A 25,362-nucleotide genomic window follows, 5' to 3' on the forward strand; every position below is an offset into this window, starting at 1 on the left:
AAAGCGAGTCTGAATAGGGCGCTAAGTTCGACGTATGACGACCCGAAACTAGGTGATCTATCCATGAGCAGGATGAAGGTAAGGTAACACTTACTGGAGGTCCGAACCCGTGAATGTTGAAAAATTCTGGGATGACTTGTGGATAGGGGTGAAAGGCCAATCAAACCTAGACATAGCTGGTTCTCCGCGAAATCTATTTAGGTAGAGCGTCCGACGAATTCCTCAGGGGGTAGAGCACTGGATGGTTGCGGGCTGCGCGAGCGGTACCAATACTAACCAAACTCCGAATACCTGAGAGAACTATCGGGCAGACACACGGCGGGTGCTAACGTCCGTCGTGAAAAGGGAAACAACCCTAACCATCATCTAAGGCCCCCAAGTACTGGCTAAGTGGGAAACGATGTGGGATTGCTTTGACAATCAGGAGGTTGGCTTAGAAGCAGCCATCCTTTAAAGAAAGCGTAACAGCTCACTGATCAAGCGATCCTGCGCGGAAAATGTAACGGGGCTCAAGCCAGTCGCCGAAGATATGGGTTCACGTAAGTGAGCGGTAGCGGAGCGTTCCGTAAGCCGGTGAAGGTCAGGCGTGAGCCTGGCTGGAGGTATCGGAAGTGAGAATGCTGACATGAGTAACGACAAAGAGTGTGAGAGACACTCTCGCCGAAAGACCAAGGGTTCCTGCGTAAAGCTAATCTGCGCAGGGTTAGTCGGCCCCTAAGGCGAGGCTGAAAAGCGTAGTCGATGGGAAGCAGGTAAATATTCCTGCACCAGCTGGAAGTGACGGATGGCGCAACTTGTCAGGGCTTATTGGATTGTCCTGGCAGGGAAGTTGTCCCTGGAAATAACTCCAGCAGAGACCGTACCCGAAACCGACACAGGTGGTCAGGTAGAGCATACCAAGGCGCTTGAGAGAACTGTGCTGAAGGAACTCGGCAAATTGCACGCGTAACTTCGGAATAAGCGTGACTCTGCTAAGGGCAACCTCTGCAGAGTGGCACAAGCCAGGGGGTAGCGACTGTTTAGCAAAAACACAGGGCTCTGCGAAGCAGCAATGCGACGTATAGGGTCTGACGCCTGCCCGGTGCCTGAAGGTTAAAGGGAGATGTGAAAGCGTCGAACTGAAGCCCAGGTAAACGGCGGCCGTAACTATAACGGTCCTAAGGTAGCGAAATTCCTTGTCGGGTAAGTTCCGACCTGCACGAATGGCGTAACGACTTCCCCACTGTCTCCAGCACAGGCTCAGTGAAATTGAATTCCCCGTGAAGATGCGGGGTTCCCGCGGTCAGACGGAAAGACCCTATGAACCTTTACTATAGCTTCGCCTTGGCGTTAGCGACCGTATGTGTAGGATAGGTGGGAGGCTATGAAACCGGGGCGCCAGCACCGGTGGAGCCATCCTTGAAATACCACCCTTACTGTCGTTGACGTCTAACCGAGGGCCGTTATCCGGTCCCGGGACATGGCGTGGTGGGTAGTTTGACTGGGGCGGTCGCCTCCTAAAGTGTAACGGAGGCGCGCGATGGTGGGCTCAGACCGGTCGGAAATCGGTCGTCGAGTGCAATGGCATAAGCCCGCCTGACTGCGAGACTGACAAGTCGAGCAGAGACGAAAGTCGGCCATAGTGATCCGGTGGTCCCGAGTGGAAGGGCCATCGCTCAACGGATAAAAGGTACTCTAGGGATAACAGGCTGATTTTGCCCAAGAGTCCATATCGACGGCAAAGTTTGGCACCTCGATGTCGGCTCATCACATCCTGGGGCTGGAGCAGGTCCCAAGGGTTCGGCTGTTCGCCGATTAAAGTGGTACGTGAGCTGGGTTCAGAACGTCGTGAGACAGTTTGGTCCCTATCTGCCGTGGGTGTTCGAAGCTTGAGAGGATCTGTCCCTAGTACGAGAGGACCGGGATGGACATACCTCTGGTGGACCTGTCATGGCGCCAGCTGTGCAGCAGGGTAGCTAAGTATGGAATAGATAACCGCTGAAAGCATCTAAGCGGGAAACTAACCTCAAAACAAGGCTTCGCTGAGGATCGTGGAAGACTACCACGTTGATAGGCCAGGTGTGGAAGTGCGGCGACGCATGAAGCTTACTGGTACTAATAATCCGATCGGCTTGATCGTTTCTCAGCAAAACTCATTCGATCTTTTGATCACCGACAATGTCTTCTCGACATTCTTCTTTGGCCTCACGCGCGTTCGCGCTGCGCGAGCCCAAGGATCTGCATATCCGCTCGGTTGACCTGGTGGTTATGTCGGAGGTTCCCCACCCGATCCCATCCCGAACTCGGTCGTTAAGCCCTCCAGAGCCAATGGTACTATGTCTCAAGGCATGGGAGAGTAGGTCGCCGCCGGGTCTACCCAGCGGATATGCAGATCAAGAACGAATGCCTCTCTCGAACGTCTTCCTTCACCCTACCGTTCGCCGCGGGATGGAGCAGCCCGGTAGCTCGTCAGGCTCATAACCTGAAGGTCGCAGGTTCAAATCCTGCTCCCGCACCCAAACAACATAAAGCCCCGCCGCCCAGTGCCGCGGGGCTTTCTGTTGCCTGCGACGCGGGGATCCAAGCGAACGTCACGACGCTTCCCCTACCTCATCTCACGCGCCCTGAACGCGCCGGGGCGCAGGCCGTGGCGGCGGAATTTGTCGTAAAGGGTCTTTCGCGGAATCCGCAGGGCCTCGGTGATGGCGACGATGTCGCCGGCGTGGCGATCCAGGGCCTCTTCCAGAACGGCCTTCTCGAACCGTTCGAGCCGTTCGGTCAGTCCTGCCGTACCCTCCTCCACCGATCCCCCGCCCGCCGGTGCGTCGATGTCGAGCGCGATCCGGTCGGCGAAATGGGCCAGCTCGCGCACATTGCCCGGCCAGTTATGCTCCATCAGGGTGCGGCGCACGGCCGTGCTCATCGGCGGCGGCGTGCGCTGATGCTCGCCCGAGGCGCGGGCCAGGAAATGGGCGAACAACAGGGGCACGTCGTCGCGGCGTTCGCGCAAGGGAGGCACCCTGAGCTTCATCACGTTGAGCCGGTAGTAGAGGTCTTCGCGGAAAGCCCCGCGCGAAACGGCTTTCTCCAGATCGATCTTGGACGAAGCCAGAATCCGCAGGTCCAGCTGTTTCGGACCGGAGGCGCCCAAGGGCTGGATCTCGCGTTGTTCCACCACGCGCAGCAGGGCGATCTGCGCCGACATCGGCATGCTCTCAATCTCGTCGAGAAACAGGGTGCCGCGATGGCTCTGTTCGATCAGGCCGACGCGCCGCTTCACCGCGCCGGGGAAGGCGCCGGGCTCATGGCCGAACAGCTCGCTCTCGATCAGGCCGGCGGGCAGGGCGCCGCAGTTGACCGGCACGAAAGGATGCACGCGCCGCCGTCCGCTGTTGTGCAGGGCGCGGGCGACGACCTCCTTGCCGACCCCGGTCTCGCCCTCGATCAGGACGTCCATCCCGGCGTCGGCGACCTGTTCGATGACGGTCCGCAGGCGGGCGATGGAGGGGCTAGAGCCGAGCAGAGGCAGGTCGGGCGTCACCCGCGACACGGCCGCCGACAGGGCGCGGTTGTCGAGCACCAGGCCGCGCTTCTCCAACGCCCGGTTCAGACTGTCGGCGAGGCGGCCGAAGTCGAACGGCTTGGCCACGAAGTCGTAGGCGCCGTTGCGCAGCGCATCGACCGCGTCGGCGATGTCGCCGTGGCCGGTGATCATCACGACCGGCAGACCCTCGTCCAGCGCCTGAAGCCGGGTCAGCAAGCCACGGCCATCCATGCCGGGCATGCGCAGGTCCGAGACCACGACGCCCGGATAGTCGGCGGTCAGCACCTTCAGCGCCGCCTCGGCCGAAGCGAAGGCCTGGACGTCCAGATTCTCGAGCTGAAGCCGTTCCAGAAGGGCGTCGCGGAAATCGTTGTCGTCGTCGATCAGGGTGACGCAGCGGGGGCGGGAGAAGTTCACGACGCGGGCCTCAGGGAGATGACGAACCGGGCGCCGGTCGCGGACGGTCTCAGCGCCAACTCGCCGCCGAAGCCGGCGACGATGTCGCGACAGATGACGAGGCCCAGACCCAGCCCCGCCGACTTTGTGGTGACGAACGGGGTGAACAGCGCGGCGGCGACGGCGGCGTCCACGCCGGGCCCGTTGTCGGCGATGACGATCTCGATCCGGCGACCTTTCCTGGCGATGTCGATGGTCAGGGTCGGGGAGGGCGTGCCGGCCTCCGTCATCGCCTCGAAGGCGTTCTGGACCAGGTTGACGACGACCTGCTCCAGACGGATCGGCTCGGCCTGGACCTTCAGGTCGGGATCGCCGGTCCGCACCAGTTCGACCCCGCCTTCGCGCAACCGCCCGCCGATCAGCAGCAGGGCGCCGTCGATGGCGGCGGCGGGGGAGACAGGGGTGTTTCCTTGCGTGCTCTTGCGGGAAAAGGCGCGGAGTTCGTCGGTGATGACGCCGATTCGGCCAGTGAGTTCGGCGACGCGGACCAGGCTGCGGCGAGCGGCCTCGGGATCATTGCGATCCAGATAGGCGTTGGCGGTGTCGGCGTGGGTGCGGATGGCGGCGACGGGCTGATTGATCTCGTGCGCCACGCCCGCCGCGATCTGGCCCAGCGTCGCCAGTTTGTTGGCCTGGACCAGCTCTTCGCGAAGGATCTCCCGGCTGGCCTCGGCGCGGCGGCGTTCATCGATTTCTCGGCTCAACTGCCCGTTGGCGGCGCGCAGTTCCTGTGTCCGTTCGTCGATGCGTTGCTCAAGCTCGGCGCGCGCCTGTTCCTCCGCGATCGCCCTGGCCATGGCCTGCTGGCGGCGACGCAGCAGGACGCCCGCGCCGACGGCCAGCAGGGTCACCAGAAGGCCCGCCACGGCGCGCGCGCTCATGACATTGGCGACGATGGCTCCGCCGATCGGGTCGAGCAGGTGAAGGGTCCAGCCGGGGGTGTCCGTGGATGTGTGCGAGAGAATCCAGTCGCTGGGCGATCCGCCCGCCGCCGTGCGGACGATGCGCCCGGCGCCCGTCGTCTCGCTGTCGAAGGGCAGGGGCGCCAAGGCCTGGCCGGTCAGGGTCTGGTCCTCCAGGATGGCGGCGCGCTCGGCGGCGGTCAGGGTGCGGCTGCGGCGGAATCGCCATTCGGGGACGCTGGTGACCAGGACGACGCCCCGGGAATCGGTGACATAGGCGGGCTCTCCGGAGCTGCGCCAATCAGCCTCCAGGGCGTCGAATTCGACCTTCACCACCACGACGCCGAGGGGCTGATCGCGCGGGCCGATGCGGCGGGCGAGGTAGAGGCCGGGCCGTCCGCTGACGGTGCCCAGCGCAAAGAACTCCGCCGCCTCGTTCTGCATCGCGCCCCGGAAATAAGGGCGGAAGGCGTAGTCGGAGCCGACGAAGCTCGTGGGCTGGCGCCAGTTGCTGGCCGCCCGCGCGACGCCCGTCCGGTCCAGCACATAGATGGCGGCGGCGCGGGTCTGGCCGGCCAGGGTCTCCAGCTTGGCGCTGACGACGTCGGCGTCACCGCGCCCGGCGCCGGCGAGCAGGGCGACGACCTCGGGGTCCTGCGCCAGGACAACGGGCAGAGACCGGTGCTTCTCCAGTTCGCTGCGCAGGACGGCGGCGTGCAGGGCGGCGGCGGCGTCCGCCTGACGCGCCAGATCGGCTTGGGCGTCGCGACGCGCGATCTCTCCGGCGGCCGCCATCCCCAGAATGGCGACGACCAGCCAGCCGAGGACGAGGGCGATCCACGGCCTCGCCGACGGGTTGGAACCCCGGCCGGCGAGTCGATGCAGGCGTTGTGCGAACATCATTCGAGTATGCGGAAATCCGCACACTTTGGCCATATCGACGGCCGAAACTTCGGACATCGAGAGACGAAAAGTAAGCAAAACGCAGCATAATCAATCATTTGAAATCGACGAAACCTCGCTTTGTCCTCGCTCGCATCGCGGCCAGAATAAGGTTCTGGGACACGGCGTCAGACCGTGGGGAAACCGCGCCACGGGCGCCGGGGAGGTCGAGTGCAGCTTTCGGGCGATCACGGTCATGCGTCGGGCGCGCCGCGCGCCTGGTACCGGCACCTGTATGTCCAGGTCCTGGGCGCGATCTTGCTTGGCGGTCTGATCGGCCACTTCTGGCCCGAGTTCGGCGAGAGCCTGAAGCCGCTGGGCGACGCCTTCATCAAGCTGGTGAAGATGGTCATCGCCCCGGTGATCTTCCTCACCATCGTCACGGGCATCGCCGGAATGCGCGACCTGGGCCGCGTCGGCCGCGTCGCCGCCAAGGCCTTCGCCTACTTCCTGACCTTCTCGACCCTGGCCCTGATCGTGGGCCTGGTGGTCGGCAATCTGATCCAGCCGGGTCGCGGCCTGAACATCGATCCCGCGACGCTCGACGCCGGGGCTGTCGCCCAATATTCGACCGCCGCCCATGAGACGACGATCATCGGCTTCCTCCTGGGCATCATTCCGGACACGGTGGTCAGCGCGTTTTCGACCGGCAACATCCTTCAGGTCCTGTTCGTCTCGGTCCTGTTCGGCATCGCGCTCGCTTCCATCGGCGACATCGGCAAGCCAGTCCTGAACTTCCTGGAATCGGTCAGCGCCGCCTTCTTCAAGCTGGTGGCCATCGTGATGAAGGCCGCGCCCATCGGGGCGTTCGGCGCCTTCGCCTTCACCATCGGCGCCTACGGCATCGAGACGATCGGCAACCTGATCGCCCTGATCGCCACCTTCTATCTGACCGCCGCCATCTTCGTGGTGGGCGTGCTGGGCGCGGTCGGCATCGCCAACGGCTTCTCGGTCTTGAAGCTGATCCGCTATCTGAAGGAAGAGCTGCTGCTGGTGCTCGGCACCTCGTCGTCCGAAGCAGCCCTGCCGAGCCTGCTGCAGAAGATGGAGCGGGCCGGGGCGTCCAAGTCGGTCGTCGGCCTCGTCGTCCCGACCGGTTATTCGTTCAACCTGGACGGCACCAACATCTACATGACCATGGCGGCCCTGTTCATCGCCCAGGCGCTGAACATTCAGCTCACGCTCGAGCAGCAGGTGCTGCTGCTGCTGGTCGCGATGCTGAGCTCCAAGGGGGCCGCGGGCATCACCGGCGCCGGCTTCATCACCCTGGCCGCCACCCTGGCCGTCGTGCCGACCGTGCCGATCGCCGGCATGGCCCTGATCCTCGGCATCGACCGCTTCATGTCGGAGTGCCGGGCCCTGACCAACTTCATCGGCAACGCCGTGGCGACCATCGTCGTGGCGCGCTGGGAGGGCGAGCTGGATCGCGACGCCCTCAAGGACGCCCTGAACGGAACGCCCCGCCCTCTGGCGGCCCAGCCCGACCCCGCCGCCGGACCCGGCGACGACCTGGCCCTCGCCCGCGACTGACCCTTTTCACGTGCCGGAAAACAAAAAAGACTTTGGGAGGATGAACATGAACACCAAGAAGACCGCGATGCTGGCGACCACCGCCGCAGCCGCCCTGCTGAGCCTGGCGCCCGCCGCCTTCGCCCAGACCCAGAGCTCGGGCCAGACGCAACAGACCCCGGCGCCCGTCCCCTCCACGACCCAGCTGTCGCAGGCCTCCCAGGCCATCGCCGACCAGGCCGAACAGGACGGCTCGCAGGTCGACGACATCGTCGTCGTCGGCTCCCAGATCCGGGGCGCGGACGTCACCGCCGCCCTGCCGGTCACGGTGCTGTCGGAAGAGCAGATCCTGGCCACCGGCGCGGTCAACGGCGACGACCTGCTTCGCTCCATCCCCCAGATGGGCGACGTCCTGTTCTCGGCCGCCAACAACCCCCAGACCTCGAACGCGGCGCGCGGCGACGTCAACTCGGTCAACCTGCGCTCGCTGGGCGTCGGCAACACCCTGGTCCTGCTGAACGGCCGCCGCATCGTGCAGCACCCGACCAGCCAGGGCACGACCGACACCGGCACCGTCCCGGTCCTCTCCTACAACTCCAACGCCATCCCGGTGACGGGGCTGGAGCGTCTTGAGGTCCTGCTGGACGGCGCGGCCGCCATCTACGGCGCCGACGCCGTGGCCGGGGTCGTCAACACCGTGCTTCAGGACGACTTCGACGGCCTGAAGATGAATGCCCAGTATGGCGGCGCAGAGGGCACCCATCTGCGCGAGTTCAACCTCGGCATCTTCGCCGGTAAGGACTTCGACCGCGGGAATATCTCGGCCTACATCGACTATACCGACCGCTCGGCGCTGCGGGCCGAGGACCAGGAGTTCACCGCCACCGACAACCTGCGCTTCCTGTTCGCGGGCGACCCGACCTTCGCCTCCAGCCTGACGCCGGACTTCCGCAATACGCGCGGGCCTTGGGCCAACCTCGCCGTTGTCGGCGCCACGACCGCGATCCGGCGCGGCACGACCGCCCTGACCACGGCCGCCGGCGCTTTCCATATCCAGCCCAGCACCCTGACGGGCTGTCTGGCGCCCACGAACGCTGACGCCAGTATCTGCCTGGGTTCCGGCGCGCTTACCTTTAACGGGGCCCAGCGCGACCTGCGCTTCGACACGGCGCCGGGCACCACCATCCAGCCGGACACCCAGCGCCTCAACGTCTTCCTGCAGGGCCACTACGACATCAACGACACGGTCACCGCCTTTGGCGAACTGGGCTACTACACCGCCGACACCCAGCGAATTCAGCCGCCGGTGATCAATCTGAACACCCTGACCATCCCCACGACCAACTACTGGAACCCATTTGGGCCGGTCACCTTCGCCGACGGGCGGGTGAATCCGAACCGCCTCTCGGGGCTGACCAACGTGCCGGTCCAGGGTCTGGCCATCACCCTGAACCAGTACCGCTTCGTCGACGCTGGCTTCCAGAAGGTCGATGTCACCAACTACCAGGCCCGTGCTCTCGGCGGCCTGCGCGGCGAGTGGCGCGGATGGGACTGGGAGACGGCGCTGCTGTATTCGGAAGCCGAGGCGGTCGATAAATCTCTCGCCGTCAACAGCACCGCTCTTCAGGCGTCGCTGGCCCTGTCCACAACGGACGCCTACAACCCCTTCAGTGGCGGCTGCCTGAGCAACACCAGCGTCGGCGATTGCTCGCCCAGTTCCCAGGCCGCCATCGACGCCATCACCTTCACCCTGAAGCGTGAGAGCCGCACCACCCTGACGCAGTACGACTTCAAGGTCTCGCGCGGCGACCTTTTCAGCCTGCCCGCCGGCGACGTCGGCCTCGCTTTCGGCTTCGAGGCCCGCAAGGAAACGCAGAACGACGACCGCGATTCCAATCTGGACGGCTCGAACCCGTTCCGTGACTCGGTCACCGGGGCGACCCAGTTGTCGAACGTCATCGCGGTCAGCCAGAACCCCGACACCCACGGCGAGCGCACCGTGACATCGGCCTATATCGAGTTCGCCGTGCCCGTCGTCTCGCCCGAGATGAACATTCCGCTGGTGCATAATCTGGAGTTCCAGATCGCCGGTCGGGCCGAGCACTATTCGGACTTCGGCGATGTGGCCAAGCCCAAGATCGCCGGCGCCTGGGACATCTTCGACGGCCTGCGGATCCGGGGCTCGTACTCTGAAGGCTTCCGCGCTCCGAACCTGGAACAGACCAACGCCGCCACCTATGGTCGCCTGTCGACCAACCCGGACTACATCCGCTGCGAGGCGGACCTGCGCGCCGGCCGCATCGCCACCTTCGGCGCCTGCTCGCGCTCGATCGGCGCGTCTCTGCTGGTGTCCGGCAATCCGGACCTGCAGCCGGAAGAGAGCAAGAACCAGTCCTACGGCGTGGTCTTCCAACCCCAGTTCATTCCCGCCGAGTGGGGCGACTTCACCTTCACCGTCGATCGCTGGCGGATCCAGCAGGAACAGATCGTCGGTCTGTTTGGCGGTCCGAACGCCGTCATCCTCGACTACGCAGAGCGCGTGCAGGGACGCTCCAACCCGCTGGTCACGCGTGCGGCTGTAAACGCCGACGACATCGCCACTTTCGCTGGCACCGGCATCACACCGGTCGGCGTCATCACCTCGATCTCGGACCGGTTCGTCAACCTGCTGCCGCAGGACGTCGAGGGGCTGGACATCGGCTTCAACTGGCGGCTTCGGAACACGCCGCTGGGCAGCTTCCGCGTCAACATCGACGCCGCCAAGCTGATCAAGTTCTCACGCGAGGCCGGCCCCCAGGTCGACGCCCTCTACGCCGCCCGCGCTGCCGGCGTCATCAATGCCGCGACCCCTCTGCCGGAATCATCGAGCCTGCTGGCGCAGAACGGCCGCCCGGAATGGCGTGTGTCAGGCTCCCTGACCTGGAGCCAAGGCCCCTGGCAGGTCGGCGCCTTCACCCAGTACATTTCAGCCGTGGACGAGACCGGCTTCCTCGATACGGCCGGCAACCCATGGGAGGTCGAAAGCCAGGTCACCGGCAACCTCTATGGCCAATATGAGTGGGAAGAGAACAACGGCTTCATCTCCAACAGCCGTATCCGCTTCGGCGCTCGCAACATCACCAACGAGCGTCCGCCCTTGGCGTCGACTGGCTATCTGGGTTCGCTCTATCGCCCGTACGGCCGCTACTGGTACGTGTCGATGGCCAAGGAGTTCTGATCGACTTGCGACGGAGAGGGACGATGCGTTCAGTCATTTCGATCTTGACCCTCGCGGGCGCGATCTGGGCCGGGGCGGGCTTCCATGACCTCGTTTCGGCTCAGAGCGAGTCACTGACAATCTCCCCGGAACCCGCCGATTGTCCCGACAGCCTGCCCCAGGGCACGGTCTGTCATTCGGGGCGGTCGGCGGATGGGGCCTGGTTCTGGACGGCCTATCCGCGCGACTGGAACGGCACCCTGATCGTCCACGCCCACGGCGGCCCGCGCACCGCCGAGCCCCAGCGCAACGATCCGGTCGAGGATCTCGAACGCTTCTCCGTCATGGTGTCGGAGGGCTACGCCTGGGCCGGCTCGACCTACCGCCGTGGCGGCTACGGCGTGCGCATGGCCGCGGCTGACACCGATGCGCTCCGCCAGATCGTCTGGGACGCTTTCGGCAAGCCCAAACGCACGATCCTTCACGGCCAATCCTGGGGCGGCAACGTCGCCGCCAAGGCTGCCGAACTCTACGCCGTCTCCGCCAACGGCGAACGCAACTACGACGGCGTCATCCTGACCAGCGGCCTGTTGGCCGGCGGGTCACAGGGTTACGGCTTCCGCGCCGACCTGCGCGCCGTTTACCAATTCTACTGTCACAACCATCCCCGCGCGACTGAGACCCAGTACCCGCTGTGGCAGGGCCTACCCGAGGGCGCCGCCATGACCCGCGCCGAACTGACCGCTCGTGTCGAGGAATGCACCGGCCTGAGCCTTGCGCCCGAGGCCCGCAGCCGCGCCCAGGCCGATGCGCTCCGGAATATCCTTTCGGTGGTCGGCGTCACCCAGGACAATCTGGTCTCCCACCTCGCCTGGGGCACCAACCTGTTCCAGGACATGGTGTGGAAGCGTCTCGACGGTCGCAATCCGTTCTCCAACGCTCACACCACCTACCAGGGCTCCGACGACGACGTCGCCCTGAACCAGGGCGTCGAGCGCTTCGAGGCCGACCCCGCCGCCGTCGCCGCCCTGGCCTATGACGCGGACCTGACAGGCAACATCGTGCTGCCGACCCTGACGATGCACGCCCGCTACGATCCCACCGTCTTCGTCTCGCATGAGGCGGCCTACGCCCGCACGGTCGCCGACGCCGGCCGCTCGAATCTGCTGAGCCAGGTCTTCACCACCGAGGCCCTGCACAGCCAGCTCAGCCTTCCCCAGTACGCCGGCATGCTGATCGCCATGACCCACTGGCTGGATACGGGGGAAAAGCCGGACGCGGACGACGTTCTGGCGGCCTGCCGCACGCGGGCGCAGACCTATGGCCAGCCCTGCCTCATCGATCCGGAGTTCGTGCCCCAATAACCCTCTCCCGCTAGGGGAGGGTCTAGAACACGAATTTATTCCTCTAAGCGGTTTGCGCCGACGGCATCACGCCGCCACGTCCCGCATCCGGTCTTTGACCGTCAGCCCATTTCACGACCCGGCGGTTTCCCCGGACTCTGTTTTTCGAGTCCCGACTAACCGACCGACCCGCCCCGGTTCTTCACCAGATCATCGACCACCGACGGATCGGCCAGCGTCGACGTATCCCCCAGCGAGCCCAGATCGTTCTCCGCGATCTTCCTCAGGATCCGCCGCATGATCTTGCCGGACCGGGTCTTGGGCAGACCCGGCGCCCACTGGATGACGTCGGGCGCGGCGATCGGCCCGATCTCGTGGCGGACCTGGGCGACCAGCGCCTTCTTCAGGTCGTCCGTCGGCTCCACACCCCTGTTCAGGGTGACGTAGGCATAGATCCCCTGACCCTTGATCTCGTGCGGGAAGCCGACGACGGCGGCCTCGGCCACATCCTCATGCAGGACCAGGGCGCTCTCGACCTCGGCGGTCCCCATCCGGTGGCCCGAGACGTTGATGACGTCGTCCACCCGGCCGGTGATCCAGTAGTAGCCGTCCTCGTCCCGACGGCAGCCGTCGCCGGTGAAATACTTGCCTGGATAGGTCGAGAAATAGGTGTCGAAGAACCGCTGGTGATCGCCCCAGACCGTCCGCATCTGACCCGGCCAGCTGTCGGTGATGCACAGGTTGCCGGACACAGCCCCCTCCAGCACCCCGCCTTCGGCGTCGACCAGTTGCAACTCCACGCCCGGCAGAGGCTTGGTCGCCGACCCTGGCTTTAGTTCGGTCGCGCCGGGCAGGGGGGCGATCAGGGCGCCACCCGTCTCGGTCTGCCACCAGGTGTCGATGATAGGCAGGCGGCCCTCGCCGACCACCTCGTGATACCAGCGCCAAGCCTCGGGATTGATCGGCTCGCCGACCGTGCCCAGCAGCCGCAGCGACTTGCGGCTGGAGCTTTTCACCGGCTCATCCCCGTCCCGCATCAGGGCTCGCAGCGCCGTCGGCGCCGTGTAGAAGATCTCGACCTGATGCTTGTCCACCACCTGCCAGAAGCGGCGGTTGTCCGGATAGTTGGGCGCCCCCTCGAACATCAGCGTCGTCGCTGCGTTCGCCAGCGCGCCATAGACGACATAGCTGTGCCCGGTCACCCAGCCCACATCAGCCGTGCACCAGAAGACCTCGCCCGGCCGGTAGTCGAACACCAACTCATGGGTCCACGACACCCAGAACAGATAGCCGCCGGTGGTGTGCAGCACGCCCTTCGGCTTTCCCGTCGAGCCCGAGGTGTAGAGGATGAACAGCGGATCCTCGGCATTCATCGCCTCGCACGGACAGTCATCCGACACTTTCGCCACCGCCTCTTCGAACCGCACGTCCCGGCCCTCGACGATGGGCACATCCGCCCCGGTATGGGCGATGAGCAGAACCTTCTCCACGGAGACCTTGGTCAGGGCTTCGTCGACATTGGCCTTCAGCGGGATGGTCTTTCCGGCCCTCAGGCCCTGATCCGCCGTGATGACGACCTTCGACCCGCAATCCTCGATCCGGCCGGCGATGCTGTCGGGGCTGAAGCCGCCGAAGACCACCGAATGCACCGCTCCGATCCGTGCGCAGGCCAGCATGGCCACCGCCGCCGCCGGGATCATCGGCAGATAGATGGTCACCCGGTCGCCCTTCGCGACGCCGAGACCCTTCAGCACGTTGGCCATGCGACAGACCTGCCGGTGCAGCTCCGCGTAGGTGATCGCGCCGGACACCGATGGATCGTCCCCCTCGAACAGGATCGCCGTCTGGCCGGCGCGCTCGGCCAGATGCCGATCAATGCAGTTGTACGCGACGTTCAGCACCCCGTCGGCGAACCAGCGGATGCGGAAGTCGTCCTTGTCGAAGGACACGTCCTTGATGACCGTCGGCGGCGTCGTCCAGTCCAGCCGCTTCGCCTGCTCGGCCCAGAAGGCGTCGGGCGTCTCCCGCGCCGCGCGCCGGGCGGCCTCGTAGCCGGCGGCGTCCATATGGGCGCGGTCGGCCCAGTCGGCGGGGACGGGATACAGGTTTTGATCGGTCATGCTCGGTCTCCTGCGTCGACCCTATCGAAGCGGCATGGTCCGCGCCAAGGCGCAAGGGAGCCAATCCCGCAGAACGGAGTTAACCTTGAGCATTCACCGGGGATCGACATGAGCCTGAATCGCCTTCTCGCCGCCGCCGTCATCGGCGCGATGTCCGTGTCCGCCTGCACCCGCGAGGCCGAGGCGCCCGCCGAGCCGGTGAACCAGACACCCCCCGTCGCCCAGCCCACGCCGACCGCGCCCGCGATCGGCTACGCCTGTGAGAGCGGCCAGACGGTGACGGTCCAGTATCCCGACACGGCCACGGCCAGCGTCGTCTACAAGGGCCAGACTTATGCCCTGCGGCTCGTTCCGTCCGGCTCGGGAGCCCGCTATTCCGGCTCGGGCCTGGAGTGGTGGATCGCCGCGCGCGAGGGCCAGGAGAATGCGACCCTCAGCCGTCTCGGCCCCAACGACGACGTTGGCGTCGCCGTGCTCGAGCGCTGCAGCCGCCCGTCCGCCAACCCGAACCTCCCCGTTCCCGGCCAGCCGACGACGCCCCAGCCCACGCCGGGCGGGGTCCTGCCCGCCTCCACTCCCTGCCGCGCGGCCAATCTGCGTCTGAGCACCGATACGGCCGATGCCGGCATGGGCGGCCGGACCCAGGTCCTCGCCTTGACCAATGCCGGAACCACGCCGTGCAGCGTGTCGGGCTATCCGTCGGTCAGCCTGCTGGACAGCCAGGGGCGCGGGCTGACCGCCGTCCGATCGGATCAGAACCCCAACACCGCGATGCCGGTGAACATCCCGGCGGGCGGCAAGGCCTATTTCGACATCCACTGGTCGGTGATCCCGAATGAGGGCGCGGGCGAGCGGACCTGTCCGACGGCGGCGCGGGTGCGGGTCCTGATCCCGGGAGACACGGCGGCCCTGGCCGTTCCGCTCGGCCTGACCGCGTGCGGGGGCCGCATTCGCGTCAATCCGTTCCGGGCTGGCGTCGAGCCCGGCGCGGCGCCCGCTGCGGTTCCGGCGGCTTCGTCCACCTGACCGTCGCAGAGGTGGAAACCGTCTTCGAAAGGGCGTAGTCCGCCGCCATGCAAACGACAGCCTTCCACGACCGCGTCGCGGCCGAGCTTTCCGACATCGACGCCCAGGGGCTGACCAAGCCCGAGCGTGTGATCGAATCCCGCCAGGGCCCGGTGATCGAGGTTGGGGGCCGCAGGGTTCTGAACTTCTGCGCCAACAACTATCTGGGGCTCGGCGGCGACGACCGCGTCGTCGCGGCGGCCAACGCGGCGGCGGAGAGCCGGGGCGCCGGGACCGCATCGGTTCGTTTCATCTGCGGCACGCTCGACATCCACAAGCAGCTGGAACGGGCCATCGCCGACTATCTCGGCTTCGAGGATTCGATTCTGTTCGCCGCGGCCTTCGACGCCAACGGCGGCCTGTTCGAGCCCCTTTTCGGGGCCGAGGACGCCATCGTCTCCGACAGCCTGAACCACGCCTCGATCATCGACGGTGTCCGCCTCTGCAAGGCCAAGCGCTACCGGTTCGCCAACTCGGACATGGCCGATCTGGAAGCCCAGCTGAAACAGGCTCGGGCCGACGGCGCGCGCGACATCATCATCGCCACCGACGGCGCCTTCTCGATGGACGGCTATATCGCCAAGCTCGATGAAGTCCGGACCCTGGCCGACCGATACGGAGCCCTGATCATGGTCGACGATTGCCATGCGACCGGCTTCCTCGGTCCGCAGGGGCGCGGCTCCTACGCCCACCATGGGGTCAAGGTCGACTTCGTCACCGGCACCTTCGGCAAGGCCCTGGGCGGCGCCATGGGCGGCTTCATCTGCGCCACCGCCCCGGTGGTGCAGCTGCTGAAGCAGCGGGCGCGGCCCTATCTCTTCTCCAACGCCATCGCGCCCTCGGTCTGCGGCGCCTCTCTGGAAGCCATCCGCATCGCCCAGGGCGAAGAGGGCGACAGACTCCGGACCCAGCTGTTCGCCAACGCCGCCCGCTTCCGGGCTGCGATGACCGAGGCCGGATTCGACCTCCTGCCCGGCGAGCATCCGATCGTCCCGGTCATGCTGGGCGACGCCAAACTGGCCCAGACCATGGCCGCGCGGATGCTGGAGCTCGGCGTCTACGTCATTGGCTTCAGCTTCCCGGTCGTGCCGCGCGGCCAGGCCCGCATCCGCACGCAGATGTCGGCAGCGCACACCTTCGAACACATTGATCAAGCGGTCGCGGCGTTCACGACGGCCGGCAAGGAATTGGGAGTGATCAAATAATGACCGACACCATGAAGGCGCTGGCCAAGACCCAGCCCGGCATCGGCCTCGAGCTGATCGATGCGCCGATCCCCGTGGCCGGACCGGAAGACGTTTTGATCAAGGTGCATCGCACGGCCGTCTGCGGCACCGATATCCACATCTGGAACTGGGACGAGTGGTCCCAGAAGAACGTGCCGACCCCGATGATCACCGGCCACGAATTCTCCGGCGAGATCGTCGCCATCGGCTCGGAAGTGAACCGCCCCCTGAAGATCGGCCAGCGCGTCTCGGCCGAGGGTCACGTCATCGACCTCAACTCCGAAGCGGCCCGCGCCGGCCACTTCCACCTCGACCCGCACACGCGCGGCATCGGCGTGAACCGTCAGGGCGCCTTCGCCGAGTTCGTTGTGGCCCCGGCCTTCAACGTGATCGAGTTGCCCGACGACGTCTCGTACGAGGTCGCCTCGATGCTGGATCCGTTCGGCAATGCCGTTCACACGGCCCAGCAGTTCGACCTCCTGGGCGAGGACGTGCTGGTCACTGGCGCCGGCCCCATCGGCATGATGGCGGCGGCCGTTGCTCGTCACGCGGGCGCGCGGACGGTGGTCCTGACGGACATCAACGACTTCCGTCTGGAGCTGGCCCAGAAGGTCGCCCCGGGCGTCCGCACCGTGAACACGATGAACGAGGACCTTCGCGACGTCATGAAGGAGCTGGGCCTCAAGGTCGGCTTCGACGTGGCGCTGGAGATGTCGGGTTCGCCCGTGGCGTTCAAGCAATGCGTCGACACCCTGATCATGGGCGGCGGCATGGCTCTGCTGGGCATTCCGTCCAAGCCGATGGAGACCGACTGGGGCTCGATCATCCTCAAGGCCCTGACCATCAAGGGCGTCTACGGCCGCGAGATGTTCACCACCTGGCGCAAGATGCTGGGCCTGTTGAAGGCCGGGCTGGACCTGGAGCCCCTGATCACGCACCGTCTGGCTTACGACCGTTACCGCGAGGGATTCGACGCCATGAAGTCGGGTCAATCGGGCAAGGTCATCCTCGACTGGGACAAGGCTGCATAAGAGGGGGGCCGCCAGAGCTGAGCGGCCATAGGGGCTGAATGAGCGCGCTCGTCGACTTCCTGAAGGGTGCGGGAACCGACGGCGCGGGCCGCACGGTCTTCGAGGTCGTGGCCATGAGCGACCGGGACATCGAAGAGAACCACGACTTCATCCAGTGGCTGTTTCCCCTGACCGAGCCGTCCGGGGCCAACCGGCGTGCGCCGGTGCTGACCGCCGAGGACGTGGCGGAAGTCCATGCCTCGGGGCTGGCCCAGATCGCTCTGGCGGCGGGCACCGACCGCATGGCCTTCTTCTACCAGCGCAACAGCCACTGGCTGACGGCCTACGACCACAATCATCTGCGGATCACCCGCATCATCAAGTCGCTGAGGCTCTTGCGCGGGCCGGGGGAGGCCGACGATTTCCGCCGGATCGTGCTGAGGCGCGACGAAGAGGCCGGCAAACCGATCAGCGCCGGCAGCCGCCAGCACTGGATCGAGGCCTAGCCTTTCAGCACCTTGATCAGGGCGGGCTCGAACCCCTTGGTGTCCGAGCCCGGAAGGACCTCGCCGATCTTGCCGCTCTCATAGAGTTCGAACACCGCCGGGTGGACATAGGAGCTCCGGCACACCGTAGGCGTATTGCCCAACAGTCCCGCCACGGCCTTGACGCAGACCGTGATCTTCCGTTTCGCATCGGTGGGCGAGGTCGGCGCCTCCATATCCCGAAGCGCCCGCGCCGCTGACACCGTCCCGGCCCAGGTGCGAAAGTCCTTGGCCGAGAACTGTTCGCCCATGGCGTCGCGGATGTAAGCGTTCACATCGTCGGAGGTGATGGGACAAAGGTCGCCGTCCGCGTCGCGATACTTAAACAGATGTTGGCCGGGCAACTCTCGCAGCGAGCGGACGACGGTGGCGAGGCGACGGTCCCGAACATTGACCTTGTGGTCCACGCCGCTCTTGCCGCGAAACGAAAAGCTGAGCGCAGCGCCGTCGATGTCGAGGTGGCGCTTGTGCAGCGTCGTCAGGCCATAGCTGCGGTTCTGTTTCGCATACTGGGCGTTGCCGACGCGGATCAGCGTGATCTCGAGAAGTCGAACAGCGGTGGCCAGGACCTTGTCCCGCGTAACGCCCCGCTTGCCCAAATCCGCCTCGACCCTTGCGCGCAGGCGCGGGAGGGCCTTGGCGAAGGCCGACATCTTGTCGAACTTGTTGCCGGACCGATGGGTGCTCCAGTCGTTGTGGTAACGGTACTGCTTGCGGCCCTTCACGTCCCGGCCGGTGGCCTGGATGTGCCCGGTGGCCTGAGGGCAGATCCAGACGTCGGTCCAGGCCGGCGGAATGGCCAGCATGCGGATGCGGTCCAGGACCTTGGCGTCCTTCACGACCTTTCCGTGGGCGTCGCGGATCGAGAAGCCTTTGCCGGCCTTGACGCGGGTCAGGCCGGGGTGGGCGTCGCTGCAGTAGGTCAGGCCCTGCGGGACCTCGTGCTCTGCGACGAAGGCGTGGCTGCCGTCAGGCATCGGTCTTCTCGAGCTTGGCGTGAAGGCCCTCGACCCATGATCGACCCGCATCGCCGCCCCACAGCAGCCAGGCGATATAACCGGCCGAGGGCTTTTCCTTGTCCGCCCAGTTCTTCCCGCGCTTGTCGACGTCGTGGCGCGCGAAATAGGAGTACATCGACTTGATGTCGCGTTGGGAGACGGCCTCGCGGTTCTTCAGTTGGTTGGCGCGGCGACGACCGACCTCGGTCCCGCCCCGGCCATGCTGCTCGCGCAGTTTCAGACCCTTTTCCGCCTCCTTGGCGACGGCCGCCGGAGGCGTACGCTGCTTTTCCGTCAGGGACGAGGCGCTCACCTCAGGGCACCAGACCGGTCTGCGGACCCACGCCGTTTTCAGGGATGTTGTCTTCGTCCGGGATGGTCCCGTCGCGTTCGGCTCGCTCCTCGAGGGCGTCCGCCTCGTCTTCCAGCGTCTCGATTTCTTCAGGGGTCGGCGTGTTCGTGTCGGGCATGATCGTCTCCAGTCTGGATGCTGAAGTCGTGGGCGGGGCAGGGCGTTCCCTCTTGACCCGCACTGTCTGGAAGGACACGGGACGACATGAACTATCGCCACAGCTTCCACGCCGGAAATTTCGCCGATCTGGTCAAGCATGCGCTCGTCCTGTGGCTGCTGAAGACGCGGCAGGCGGCCGGGCCGGTGGTCGTGCTGGACACCCACGCGGGGGCGGGGCTCTACGACCTGACCGGCGACGCGACGCGGTCGCGCGAGGCCGAGGCCGGGGTCGAACGACTGATGGCGGCAAGCCGTCGACCGACCTTGATCGAGGCCTTGGCGGCCGAGGTCGCGGCGCTGAACCCGGGCGGCGGGGTGCGCTTCTATCCCGGCTCGCCGGTGCTGGTCTCCCGCCTGCTGACGGCCGCCGACGCCTACGTCGGTTTCGAACTCCGCGAGGAAGTCGCCGGCTTGCTGCGCCAAAGCCTGTCGGGCTTCGCCAGCGCGCGGGGTGAGATTGGCGACGGCTATGAGCTGGTGCTGGCCGAGGCAAAGCAGGCGCGCGGATCGCTGGTGCTGATCGATCCGCCGTTCGAGCGGCCCGACGATTATCTGCGCGCGGCGGACACGGGCGCAGCGATCGTGAGGGCCGATCCGTCAGCGGTCGTCGCCATCTGGACGCCGCTGAAGGATCTGGAGACCTTCGACGGCTTCCTGCGTCGGCTGGCGTCTAGCACGAAGGCTCCGACCCTGGTGGCCGAGGCGCGGCTCAGGCCGCTGACCGATCCGATGAAGATGAACGGCTGCGCCATGGTGGTGGTCAATCCTCCCGACGGCGCGGACGCGGCGGCGACGGAAATCTGCGGCTGGGTCGCCGACACGCTGGGCGACGACGGCGCGAAGGCCGAGGTCTGGCGGGCGTGACCTACTCGATCACCTCGCCGGCCTCGTAGAGATTCGGCTCGAATGTGGCGATGGCCATGATCGGCAACATGGCGTTGGAGACGGCGTCGGTGCGCGTCATGGCCTTCCAGTCCTCGACCGAGCGCCAGACCGCCTGATTGACGACCGTCTTGCCGTTGAGGCCGCGATGGAGGGTCGCCGACACGAAGCCGGGCAGGCCGACCTGGGCGCGGGTCAGGGCCGCCAGAAGCTCCAGCAACTCGTCCTGCTTGTCGGGCTGCACCTTGAAGGTGTTGATCAGCACCACCGGGGCGTTGTCGTCATCGCTCATGGGCGGCGCTGTAGCTTGTTTGCCCTTGTCCCGCCATCTCAGTCCGGTCCCTATGGCCGGATGAAACCGATCGCGATCCTGGAAACCGGCAAGCCGCCCGAGGCGCTGAAGGATGCGTTCGACGACTATCCGGCGCGGTTCCGGGCCCTGCTGGGCGAAAGCGTCAAGACGGTGCGGTTCGACGTCCAGGCCGGACGGCTGCCCGACGACCCGGGGACGTTTCAGGGCGCCATCGTCACGGGGTCAGCGGCGGGCGTCTACGACGACTTGCCGTGGATCGCGCGCCTGATCGACTGGCTGCGTTCGGCGCGCGGCAAGACGCGGTTGGTCGGCATCTGTTTCGGCCATCAGGTGATGGCTCAGGCCTTCGGCGGCCATGTCGCCAAGTCCGACAAAGGCTGGGGCGTCGGCCTGCATCGCTATCAGGTGATGAGCGAGGAGCCGTGGATGTTCCCGCGCGCGTCCAGCATCGCCATCCCGGTCTCGCACCAGGATCAGGTGCTGGTCCCGCCCGCAGACGCCCGGATCATCGCCGCCAGCGATTTCACACCGTTCGCGGGCCTGGCCTGGGACGACGCGATGTCGTTCCAGTGCCACCCGGAGTTCCAGCCGGAGTACGCCGCCGCCCTGGTCGAGAGCCGGCGGGGAACGCGCATTCCCGAGGCTCTGGCGGACGAAGCCTTGGCCAGTCTGGCGAAGTCCAACGACCGCGCTGTTCTGACGGCGTGGATCCGCGCCTTCCTGATGCTGACGCCACCGCCGGTCGAGGGCGAGGGCAGCGGGATTTAGGTCCCTCGTCATCTCTCCATCGCGCCAGGCGAGGGAGAGGTGACGTTACCCGCCTAAGGCCACTTCACCACCGGCGGCATCGAGCTGAGGATGGAATCGACGTTGCCGCCGGTCTTCAGGCCGAACATCGTGCCGCGGTCGTAGAGCAGGTTGAACTCGACGTAGCGGCCGCGACGGACCAGCTGTTCCTCCCGCTCTTCCGGCGTCCAGGCCTCGGTCATGCGGCGGGCGACGATGTCGCTGTAGGTTTGAAGAAAGGTCTCGCCGACATCGCGGGTGAAGGCGAAGTCCTTCTCGTAGTCGCCCGAGTCATGATGGTCGTAGAAGATGCCGCCCGTGCCGCGCGGCTCGTTCCGGTGCGGCAGGAAGAAATAGTCGTCGCACCAGGCCTTGAATTTCGGATGCCAGGTCGGGTCATGGCGGTCGCAGGCGGCCTTCATTCCGGCGTGGAAGGCGATCGTATCCGGCGCGTCCTGGGTGCGGTCGACGTCGAGCACCGGCGTCAGGTCGCCGCCGCCGCCAAACCAGCTCTTGGTCGTGGCGATGAAGCGGGTGTTCATGTGTACGGCCGGAATGCGCGGACTGACCGGGTGGCAGATCAGGCTGATGCCGGTGGCGAAGAAACGCGGGTCTTCCTCGGCGCCGGGGACCGTCCGCGCATAGTCGGCTGGGAACTCGCCGTAGACGGTGGAGACGTGGACACCGACCTTCTCGAACAGGCGGCCGTGCATCATGCCCATGACGCCGCCGCCGCCCGCCGGCCGGTCCCAAGCCGTGCGCACAAAGCGGCCCGGCTCGCCGGGGAATAGGTCGGCGGGGGCCGCGTCCTCCAGCGCCTCGAACCGCGCGTGGATACGGTCGCGCAGGGCCTCGAACCAGGCTCGGGCCTCGACCTTCTTCAGGTCCAGGGGGGAAGGAGTCGTCGCGTCGCTCATGGCGCGGCTTGAAGCATATCCGGCGCCCCGTCGCCATCTGCGGATGAACCCCAAACGGCGGGGGCCGTTTGCACTGCAAGCTGTTGGAGAGTTTGCGATGCGATCCATATTGATCCCCACACTGACGGTCGGCCTGCTGACCGCCGGAACCACATCGGCGCAGGAGACGAGCGTCTTCCGGGAGGCCGACTCGGGCCTGACTTGTGCGCAGATCGGCGACGAGGCGGCGCAACTGAGCCAGGCCATGGGCGATGCGACGCCCCAGGGCGGCTGGCTGAGTTCTCTCGGCAATCTGGCAAAGACCGGCGCGTCTTTGATCATTCCCGGGGCGGGGTTGGCGGTCGCCGGCGCCGACGCCGTGCGGCAGCCGGGTCGAGAGCGCGCGGAGGCCGAACAGGCCGCGATCCAGAACCGCTGGTACTATCTGAACGGCCTGCACGCCGGGCGGGGCTGCCGCGAGCAGGCCGCTGCGGAGCCCGCCGCCATGCAGGCCCCGGCTCCGGGCCCGGGGCCTGGCGTTCAGACGCCCGACCTAAGCGCTCCGGTCCGCAGCGACCGCTAGACGGCGACGGATCGCCGCTTTTCCTCCAGAGCCGGCGTCTGCCACTGTAGGCGCTCACCCTTCGGAGGCCGTCCATGATCCGCTCCTGCCTGCTCGCCGCATCCCTGCTGGCCCTGACCCCGCCGGCCGCCGTCCAGGCCCAGACGGATGACGGCTTGGCGAGGGTGGGCGAGATCCTGCGGGCCACGCCGCTGATCGACGGCCACAACGACCTGCCCTGGGCCCTGCGTCAGGGGTTCGGCAACGACCCGCGCGCGGTGGATCTGGCGACCGATCTGGATGCCTCCACGCCCCTTCACACCGACATTCCGCGCCTGCGGGCCGGGGGCGTAGGCGGACAGTTCTGGTCCGTCTATGTGCCCGCGACCCTGCCTCCCACCGAGGCCGCGCGCGAGACCTTCGAACAGATCGACACCGTCCGCCGCATCGTCGCCGCCCATCCCGACGTCTTCGAACTGGCCGCCACGGCCGACGACGTCGAGCGCATCCACAGGGCCGGCAAGATCGCCTCCCTGATCGGCATGGAGGGAGGCTACTCGATCGACGATTCGCTGGGCCTGCTGCGCGAGTTCCATCAGGCGGGCGCTCGCTACATGACCCTTACGCACTCTAAGACAACGACCTGGGCCGACAGCGCGACCGACGCGCCGAAATGGGGCGGGCTGTCTCCGTTCGGTGAGGCGGTGGTCCGCGAGATGAACCGCATCGGCATGATGGTCGACCTCAGCCACGTCTCCGAAGAAACCATGGTCGACGCCATCCGGGTGTCGGAGGCGCCGGTGATCTTTTCCCACTCCTCGGCGAGGGCGGTGACGGACCATCCTCGCAACGTCCCCGACAGCGTCCTGGCTGCCATGGCGGACGATGGCGGCGTGGTGATGGTCACTTTCGTGCCGGGCTTCATTTCAGAGGCGGTGCGGAACTGGAACGCGGATCGGGCGGCGGAGGCGGCGCGGCTTCTGGCCCTGAACCCTGGCGACCCGGCGGCGGTGACCTCGGGCACGGCGGCCTGGGACACGGCCCACCCCCAGCCGACGGCCGGGATCGACGACGTCGTCGCCCACATCCAGCACGTGCGCGAGGTGGCGGGCATCGACCACGTCGGCCTGGGTGGAGATTTCGACGGCGTGACCAGCCTGCCGACCGGCGTGGACGGCGTCGACGCCTATCCGCGCATCCTGTCGGCCCTGATGGCGGCCGGCTGGACCGAGGCCGATATCCGCAAGCTGGCCGGCGAGAACGTCCTGCGCGTCATGCGGGCGGTCGAGGCCGTGGCGGCGTCGAAGGCCGGCGAGCGGCCTTCGCTGGCCATGATTGCGACAGCCGCTTCGCCGGATTAGGGTTCAGCCGCGCGTGGCTGACCCCGCCCCGCCGGTCTGTCTCAGCCCCTCGAACAGGCCGATCCCCGCGCTGACCGACAGATTCAGCGACCGCGCCTCCGGCAGGATCGGGATGAAGACCCGCGCATCGGCCGCTGCGTGGACGAAGTCGGGCGCCCCCGAACTTTCCGATCCGAACAGAAGCGTGTCGTCCGGCCGAAAGACGAACTCCGTCAGCGGCGTCGCCCCCTTCGTCGTGAACAGACAGAGCCTTCCCGGCCCCCGCGCGGTCTGAAACGACGCCCAATCCCCATGACGCGTCATGTGCGACAGGGGGCCGTAGTCGAGCGCCGCGCGCTTCATCGCCCGGTCGTCGAACAGGAAGCCCGTGGGCTCGACAATGTGCAGCTCGACCCCGAAACATGCGGATAGCCTGATGCAGGCGCCCACGTTCTGGGGAATGGCCGGTTGAAAAAGGGCGAGACGCATTCTAAGGCCCTCCATACGCGCGGGCAGGGGTCTTGTCGCGGTCAGTGTTGCGAGCGGTTCTCAAGTAACCTCAGCACCTTGTGGCGATCCGCCGCAAATCCTGACCGGGCCGAAATCTCTTCATCGCGCTAAGGACATTTCCTCGATAGCGGGCCGTCTTCCCACGGGCCGCGATGCGAGTTTTACAGAGGTGAGACGTGGCCGAATCGGTCGTGACTGAACATCCCGAGGGCGACGCCACTCGCCGGGACTTCATCCATATCGCGGCCGGCGCCGCGGCCGCGGGCGCCGGCGTCATGGTGGTGTGGCCGCTGGTCAACTCCATGAACCCGGCCGCCGACACCCTGGCGCTGTCGACCGTCGAGTTCGACACGTCGAAGGTCGCCGAGGGAATGCAGATCGTCATCACCTGGCAGGGCAAGCCGGTGTTCGTGCGCAACCGCACTCCCGCTGAGCTGCAGCGCGTGATCGCCGACAACAACGCCTCGGACCTTAAGGAACCGCAGACAGACCAGGAACGCACCAAGGAGGGCCATGAGCCCATGCTGGTCGTGATCGGCTCCTGCACCCACCTGGGCTGCATCCCCACCTTCGGTTCGGGCGACTTCGGCGGCTGGTTCTGCCCCTGCCACGGTTCGCACTACGACGCCTCGGGCCGCATCCGTAAGGGTCCGGCGCCGAAGAACCTGGTGGTGCCGGAATACGAATTCACCGCCGGCTCCACCATCCGGATCGGGTAAGAGACACC

21 protein-coding genes, 1 tRNA gene and 2 rRNA genes (1 of these 24 only partly in view) are annotated in these 25,362 nt (G+C 66.3%); 15 read left to right on the forward strand and 9 right to left on the reverse strand.

Translation table 11 applies throughout. From position 1 onward, the window contains the following. From O5O43_RS02860 to O5O43_RS02870, 3 genes are all read left to right on the forward strand, one after another. Positions 1 to 2,119, forward strand: a 23S ribosomal RNA gene (locus O5O43_RS02860); it begins 664 nt to the left of the window's first position. 118 nt (positions 2,120 to 2,237) lie between these two features. After that, positions 2,238 to 2,352 (forward strand): 5S ribosomal RNA (rrf, locus tag O5O43_RS02865). A 69-nt stretch (positions 2,353 to 2,421) separates the two neighbouring features. Continuing rightward, a tRNA-Met gene (locus O5O43_RS02870) sits at positions 2,422 to 2,498 on the forward strand. Positions 2,499 to 2,584: 86 nt separating this feature from the next. On the opposite strand, the gene O5O43_RS02875 is transcribed toward O5O43_RS02870, so the two are convergent. Then, entirely contained in the window at positions 2,585 to 3,940 is a 1,356-nt protein-coding gene (locus O5O43_RS02875; RefSeq protein WP_271085413.1) for a sigma-54 dependent transcriptional regulator, read from the reverse strand. Then, positions 3,937 to 5,784 (reverse strand): ATP-binding protein, encoded by a 1,848-nt coding sequence (locus O5O43_RS02880; protein WP_271085414.1) that lies wholly within the window; start codon positions 5,782 to 5,784, stop codon positions 3,937 to 3,939. The genes O5O43_RS02875 and O5O43_RS02880 overlap by 4 nt, the downstream gene beginning before the upstream one ends. A gap of 210 nt (positions 5,785 to 5,994) precedes the next feature. Here O5O43_RS02880 and O5O43_RS02885 point away from each other — a divergent pair, with 210 nt between their 5' ends. The 3 genes from O5O43_RS02885 to O5O43_RS02895 are packed head-to-tail and all read left to right on the forward strand — an operon-like array spanning position 5,995 to position 11,892. Next, positions 5,995 to 7,353, forward strand: coding sequence for a dicarboxylate/amino acid:cation symporter (locus O5O43_RS02885; protein WP_271085415.1), 1,359 nt, complete (start codon positions 5,995 to 5,997; stop codon positions 7,351 to 7,353). Positions 7,354 to 7,399: 46 nt separating this feature from the next. Beyond that, positions 7,400 to 10,549 carry a TonB-dependent receptor gene (locus tag O5O43_RS02890; RefSeq protein ID WP_271085416.1) on the forward strand — a complete coding sequence of 1,050 codons (3,150 nt, stop codon included), beginning with the start codon at positions 7,400 to 7,402 and terminating at the stop codon, positions 10,547 to 10,549. Between the two features lie 23 nt (positions 10,550 to 10,572). Beyond that, positions 10,573 to 11,892 (forward strand): hypothetical protein, encoded by a 1,320-nt coding sequence (locus O5O43_RS02895; RefSeq protein ID WP_271085417.1) that lies wholly within the window; start codon positions 10,573 to 10,575, stop codon positions 11,890 to 11,892. A 155-nt stretch (positions 11,893 to 12,047) separates the two neighbouring features. Here the strand turns inward: O5O43_RS02895 and acs are convergent, their stop codons facing one another. Beyond that, complete coding sequence (acs, locus tag O5O43_RS02900; RefSeq protein WP_271085418.1) at positions 12,048 to 13,991, reverse strand: acetate--CoA ligase; 1,944 nt, start codon at positions 13,989 to 13,991, stop codon at positions 12,048 to 12,050. A 108-nt stretch (positions 13,992 to 14,099) separates the two neighbouring features. On the opposite strand from acs, the gene O5O43_RS02905 reads away from it, so the two are divergent. From O5O43_RS02905 to O5O43_RS02920, 4 genes are read left to right on the forward strand one after another with little or no spacing between them, the layout of a single operon-like run. Next, positions 14,100 to 15,017: a DUF4232 domain-containing protein gene (locus O5O43_RS02905; protein WP_271085419.1), complete on the forward strand. Its 918-nt coding sequence runs from the start codon at positions 14,100 to 14,102 to the stop codon at positions 15,015 to 15,017. 47 nt (positions 15,018 to 15,064) lie between these two features. Further along, complete coding sequence (locus O5O43_RS02910; protein WP_271085420.1) at positions 15,065 to 16,261, forward strand: glycine C-acetyltransferase; 1,197 nt, start codon at positions 15,065 to 15,067, stop codon at positions 16,259 to 16,261. Positions 16,262 to 16,272: 11 nt separating this feature from the next. Next, the gene (tdh, locus tag O5O43_RS02915; RefSeq protein ID WP_348637156.1) at positions 16,273 to 17,313 is read left to right on the forward strand and encodes an L-threonine 3-dehydrogenase; all 1,041 of its coding nucleotides are present in this window, start codon (positions 16,273 to 16,275) and stop codon (positions 17,311 to 17,313) included. A 38-nt stretch (positions 17,314 to 17,351) separates the two neighbouring features. Continuing rightward, the gene (locus tag O5O43_RS02920) at positions 17,352 to 17,798 is read left to right on the forward strand and encodes an opioid growth factor receptor-related protein (RefSeq protein ID WP_271085422.1); all 447 of its coding nucleotides are present in this window, start codon (positions 17,352 to 17,354) and stop codon (positions 17,796 to 17,798) included. Here the strand turns inward: O5O43_RS02920 and O5O43_RS02925 are convergent. From O5O43_RS02925 to O5O43_RS02935, 3 genes are read right to left on the reverse strand one after another with little or no spacing between them, the layout of a single operon-like run. Continuing rightward, the gene (locus tag O5O43_RS02925) at positions 17,795 to 18,814 is read right to left on the reverse strand and encodes a DNA topoisomerase IB (RefSeq protein ID WP_271085423.1); all 1,020 of its coding nucleotides are present in this window, start codon (positions 18,812 to 18,814) and stop codon (positions 17,795 to 17,797) included. The two genes, O5O43_RS02920 and O5O43_RS02925, sit on opposite strands and share 4 nt — an antisense overlap. Continuing rightward, on the reverse strand, positions 18,807 to 19,148 hold the full coding sequence (locus tag O5O43_RS02930) for a hypothetical protein (protein WP_271085424.1): 342 nt from the start codon (positions 19,146 to 19,148) through the stop codon (positions 18,807 to 18,809). Before O5O43_RS02930 ends, O5O43_RS02925 begins: the two co-directional genes overlap by 8 nt. Position 19,149: 1 nt before the next feature. Further along, on the reverse strand, positions 19,150 to 19,305 hold the full coding sequence (locus tag O5O43_RS02935) for a hypothetical protein (RefSeq protein ID WP_271085425.1): 156 nt from the start codon (positions 19,303 to 19,305) through the stop codon (positions 19,150 to 19,152). Positions 19,306 to 19,391: 86 nt separating this feature from the next. Between O5O43_RS02935 and rlmJ the strand changes: the two genes are divergently transcribed. Continuing rightward, positions 19,392 to 20,210, forward strand: a complete 819-nt coding sequence (rlmJ, locus tag O5O43_RS02940; RefSeq protein ID WP_271085426.1) for a 23S rRNA (adenine(2030)-N(6))-methyltransferase RlmJ — start codon at positions 19,392 to 19,394, stop codon at positions 20,208 to 20,210. Between the two features lies 1 nt (position 20,211). Here rlmJ and O5O43_RS02945 read toward each other — a convergent pair whose 3' ends face one another. Then, positions 20,212 to 20,520: an antibiotic biosynthesis monooxygenase family protein gene (locus O5O43_RS02945; RefSeq protein ID WP_271085427.1), complete on the reverse strand. Its 309-nt coding sequence runs from the start codon at positions 20,518 to 20,520 to the stop codon at positions 20,212 to 20,214. A gap of 60 nt (positions 20,521 to 20,580) precedes the next feature. Here O5O43_RS02945 and O5O43_RS02950 point away from each other — a divergent pair, with 60 nt between their 5' ends. Next, positions 20,581 to 21,309 carry a type 1 glutamine amidotransferase gene (locus O5O43_RS02950; protein WP_271085428.1) on the forward strand — a complete coding sequence of 243 codons (729 nt, stop codon included), beginning with the start codon at positions 20,581 to 20,583 and terminating at the stop codon, positions 21,307 to 21,309. Positions 21,310 to 21,362: 53 nt separating this feature from the next. Here the strand turns inward: O5O43_RS02950 and hemF are convergent, their stop codons facing one another. Beyond that, the gene (hemF, locus tag O5O43_RS02955) at positions 21,363 to 22,244 is read right to left on the reverse strand and encodes an oxygen-dependent coproporphyrinogen oxidase (protein WP_271085429.1); all 882 of its coding nucleotides are present in this window, start codon (positions 22,242 to 22,244) and stop codon (positions 21,363 to 21,365) included. A gap of 109 nt (positions 22,245 to 22,353) precedes the next feature. Here hemF and O5O43_RS02960 point away from each other — a divergent pair, with 109 nt between their 5' ends. Then, positions 22,354 to 22,806 (forward strand): hypothetical protein, encoded by a 453-nt coding sequence (locus O5O43_RS02960; RefSeq protein ID WP_271085430.1) that lies wholly within the window; start codon positions 22,354 to 22,356, stop codon positions 22,804 to 22,806. Positions 22,807 to 22,880: 74 nt separating this feature from the next. Continuing rightward, positions 22,881 to 24,146 carry a dipeptidase gene (locus O5O43_RS02965; protein WP_271085431.1) on the forward strand — a complete coding sequence of 422 codons (1,266 nt, stop codon included), beginning with the start codon at positions 22,881 to 22,883 and terminating at the stop codon, positions 24,144 to 24,146. Between the two features lie 3 nt (positions 24,147 to 24,149). Here O5O43_RS02965 and O5O43_RS02970 read toward each other — a convergent pair whose 3' ends face one another. Next, entirely contained in the window at positions 24,150 to 24,614 is a 465-nt protein-coding gene (locus tag O5O43_RS02970; protein ID WP_271085432.1) for a tRNA (cytidine(34)-2'-O)-methyltransferase, read from the reverse strand. 197 nt (positions 24,615 to 24,811) lie between these two features. Between O5O43_RS02970 and petA the strand changes: the two genes are divergently transcribed. Next, positions 24,812 to 25,354 carry a ubiquinol-cytochrome c reductase iron-sulfur subunit gene (gene petA / locus O5O43_RS02975; protein ID WP_271085433.1) on the forward strand — a complete coding sequence of 181 codons (543 nt, stop codon included), beginning with the start codon at positions 24,812 to 24,814 and terminating at the stop codon, positions 25,352 to 25,354. Positions 25,355 to 25,362 lie beyond the last annotated feature (8 nt).

The sequence above is a fragment of the Brevundimonas sp. NIBR11 genome, from assembly GCF_027912535.1.
GTDB lineage: Bacteria > Pseudomonadota > Alphaproteobacteria > Caulobacterales > Caulobacteraceae > Brevundimonas.

What these genes read in the sequence shown, in the direction of transcription:
- O5O43_RS02880 (WP_271085414.1), bottom strand. Translation starts at nt 5,784, where the DNA reads ATGATGTTCGCACAACGCCTGCATCGACTCGCCGGCCGGGGTTCCAAC.
- O5O43_RS02890 (WP_271085416.1), top strand. Translation starts at nt 7,400, where the DNA reads ATGAACACCAAGAAGACCGCGATGCTGGCGACCACCGCCGCAGCCGCC.
- O5O43_RS02895 (WP_271085417.1), top strand. Translation starts at nt 10,573, where the DNA reads ATGCGTTCAGTCATTTCGATCTTGACCCTCGCGGGCGCGATCTGGGCC.
- acs (WP_271085418.1), bottom strand. Translation starts at nt 13,991, where the DNA reads ATGACCGATCAAAACCTGTATCCCGTCCCCGCCGACTGGGCCGACCGC.
- O5O43_RS02905 (WP_271085419.1), top strand. Translation starts at nt 14,100, where the DNA reads ATGAGCCTGAATCGCCTTCTCGCCGCCGCCGTCATCGGCGCGATGTCC.
- O5O43_RS02910 (WP_271085420.1), top strand. Translation starts at nt 15,065, where the DNA reads ATGCAAACGACAGCCTTCCACGACCGCGTCGCGGCCGAGCTTTCCGAC.
- tdh (WP_348637156.1), top strand. Translation starts at nt 16,273, where the DNA reads ATGAAGGCGCTGGCCAAGACCCAGCCCGGCATCGGCCTCGAGCTGATC.
- O5O43_RS02920 (WP_271085422.1), top strand. Translation starts at nt 17,352, where the DNA reads ATGAGCGCGCTCGTCGACTTCCTGAAGGGTGCGGGAACCGACGGCGCG.
- O5O43_RS02925 (WP_271085423.1), bottom strand. Translation starts at nt 18,814, where the DNA reads ATGCCTGACGGCAGCCACGCCTTCGTCGCAGAGCACGAGGTCCCGCAG.
- O5O43_RS02935 (WP_271085425.1), bottom strand. Translation starts at nt 19,305, where the DNA reads ATGCCCGACACGAACACGCCGACCCCTGAAGAAATCGAGACGCTGGAA.
- rlmJ (WP_271085426.1), top strand. Translation starts at nt 19,392, where the DNA reads ATGAACTATCGCCACAGCTTCCACGCCGGAAATTTCGCCGATCTGGTC.
- O5O43_RS02945 (WP_271085427.1), bottom strand. Translation starts at nt 20,520, where the DNA reads ATGAGCGATGACGACAACGCCCCGGTGGTGCTGATCAACACCTTCAAG.
- O5O43_RS02950 (WP_271085428.1), top strand. Translation starts at nt 20,581, where the DNA reads ATGAAACCGATCGCGATCCTGGAAACCGGCAAGCCGCCCGAGGCGCTG.
- hemF (WP_271085429.1), bottom strand. Translation starts at nt 22,244, where the DNA reads ATGAGCGACGCGACGACTCCTTCCCCCCTGGACCTGAAGAAGGTCGAG.
- O5O43_RS02965 (WP_271085431.1), top strand. Translation starts at nt 22,881, where the DNA reads ATGATCCGCTCCTGCCTGCTCGCCGCATCCCTGCTGGCCCTGACCCCG.
- O5O43_RS02970 (WP_271085432.1), bottom strand. Translation starts at nt 24,614, where the DNA reads ATGCGTCTCGCCCTTTTTCAACCGGCCATTCCCCAGAACGTGGGCGCC.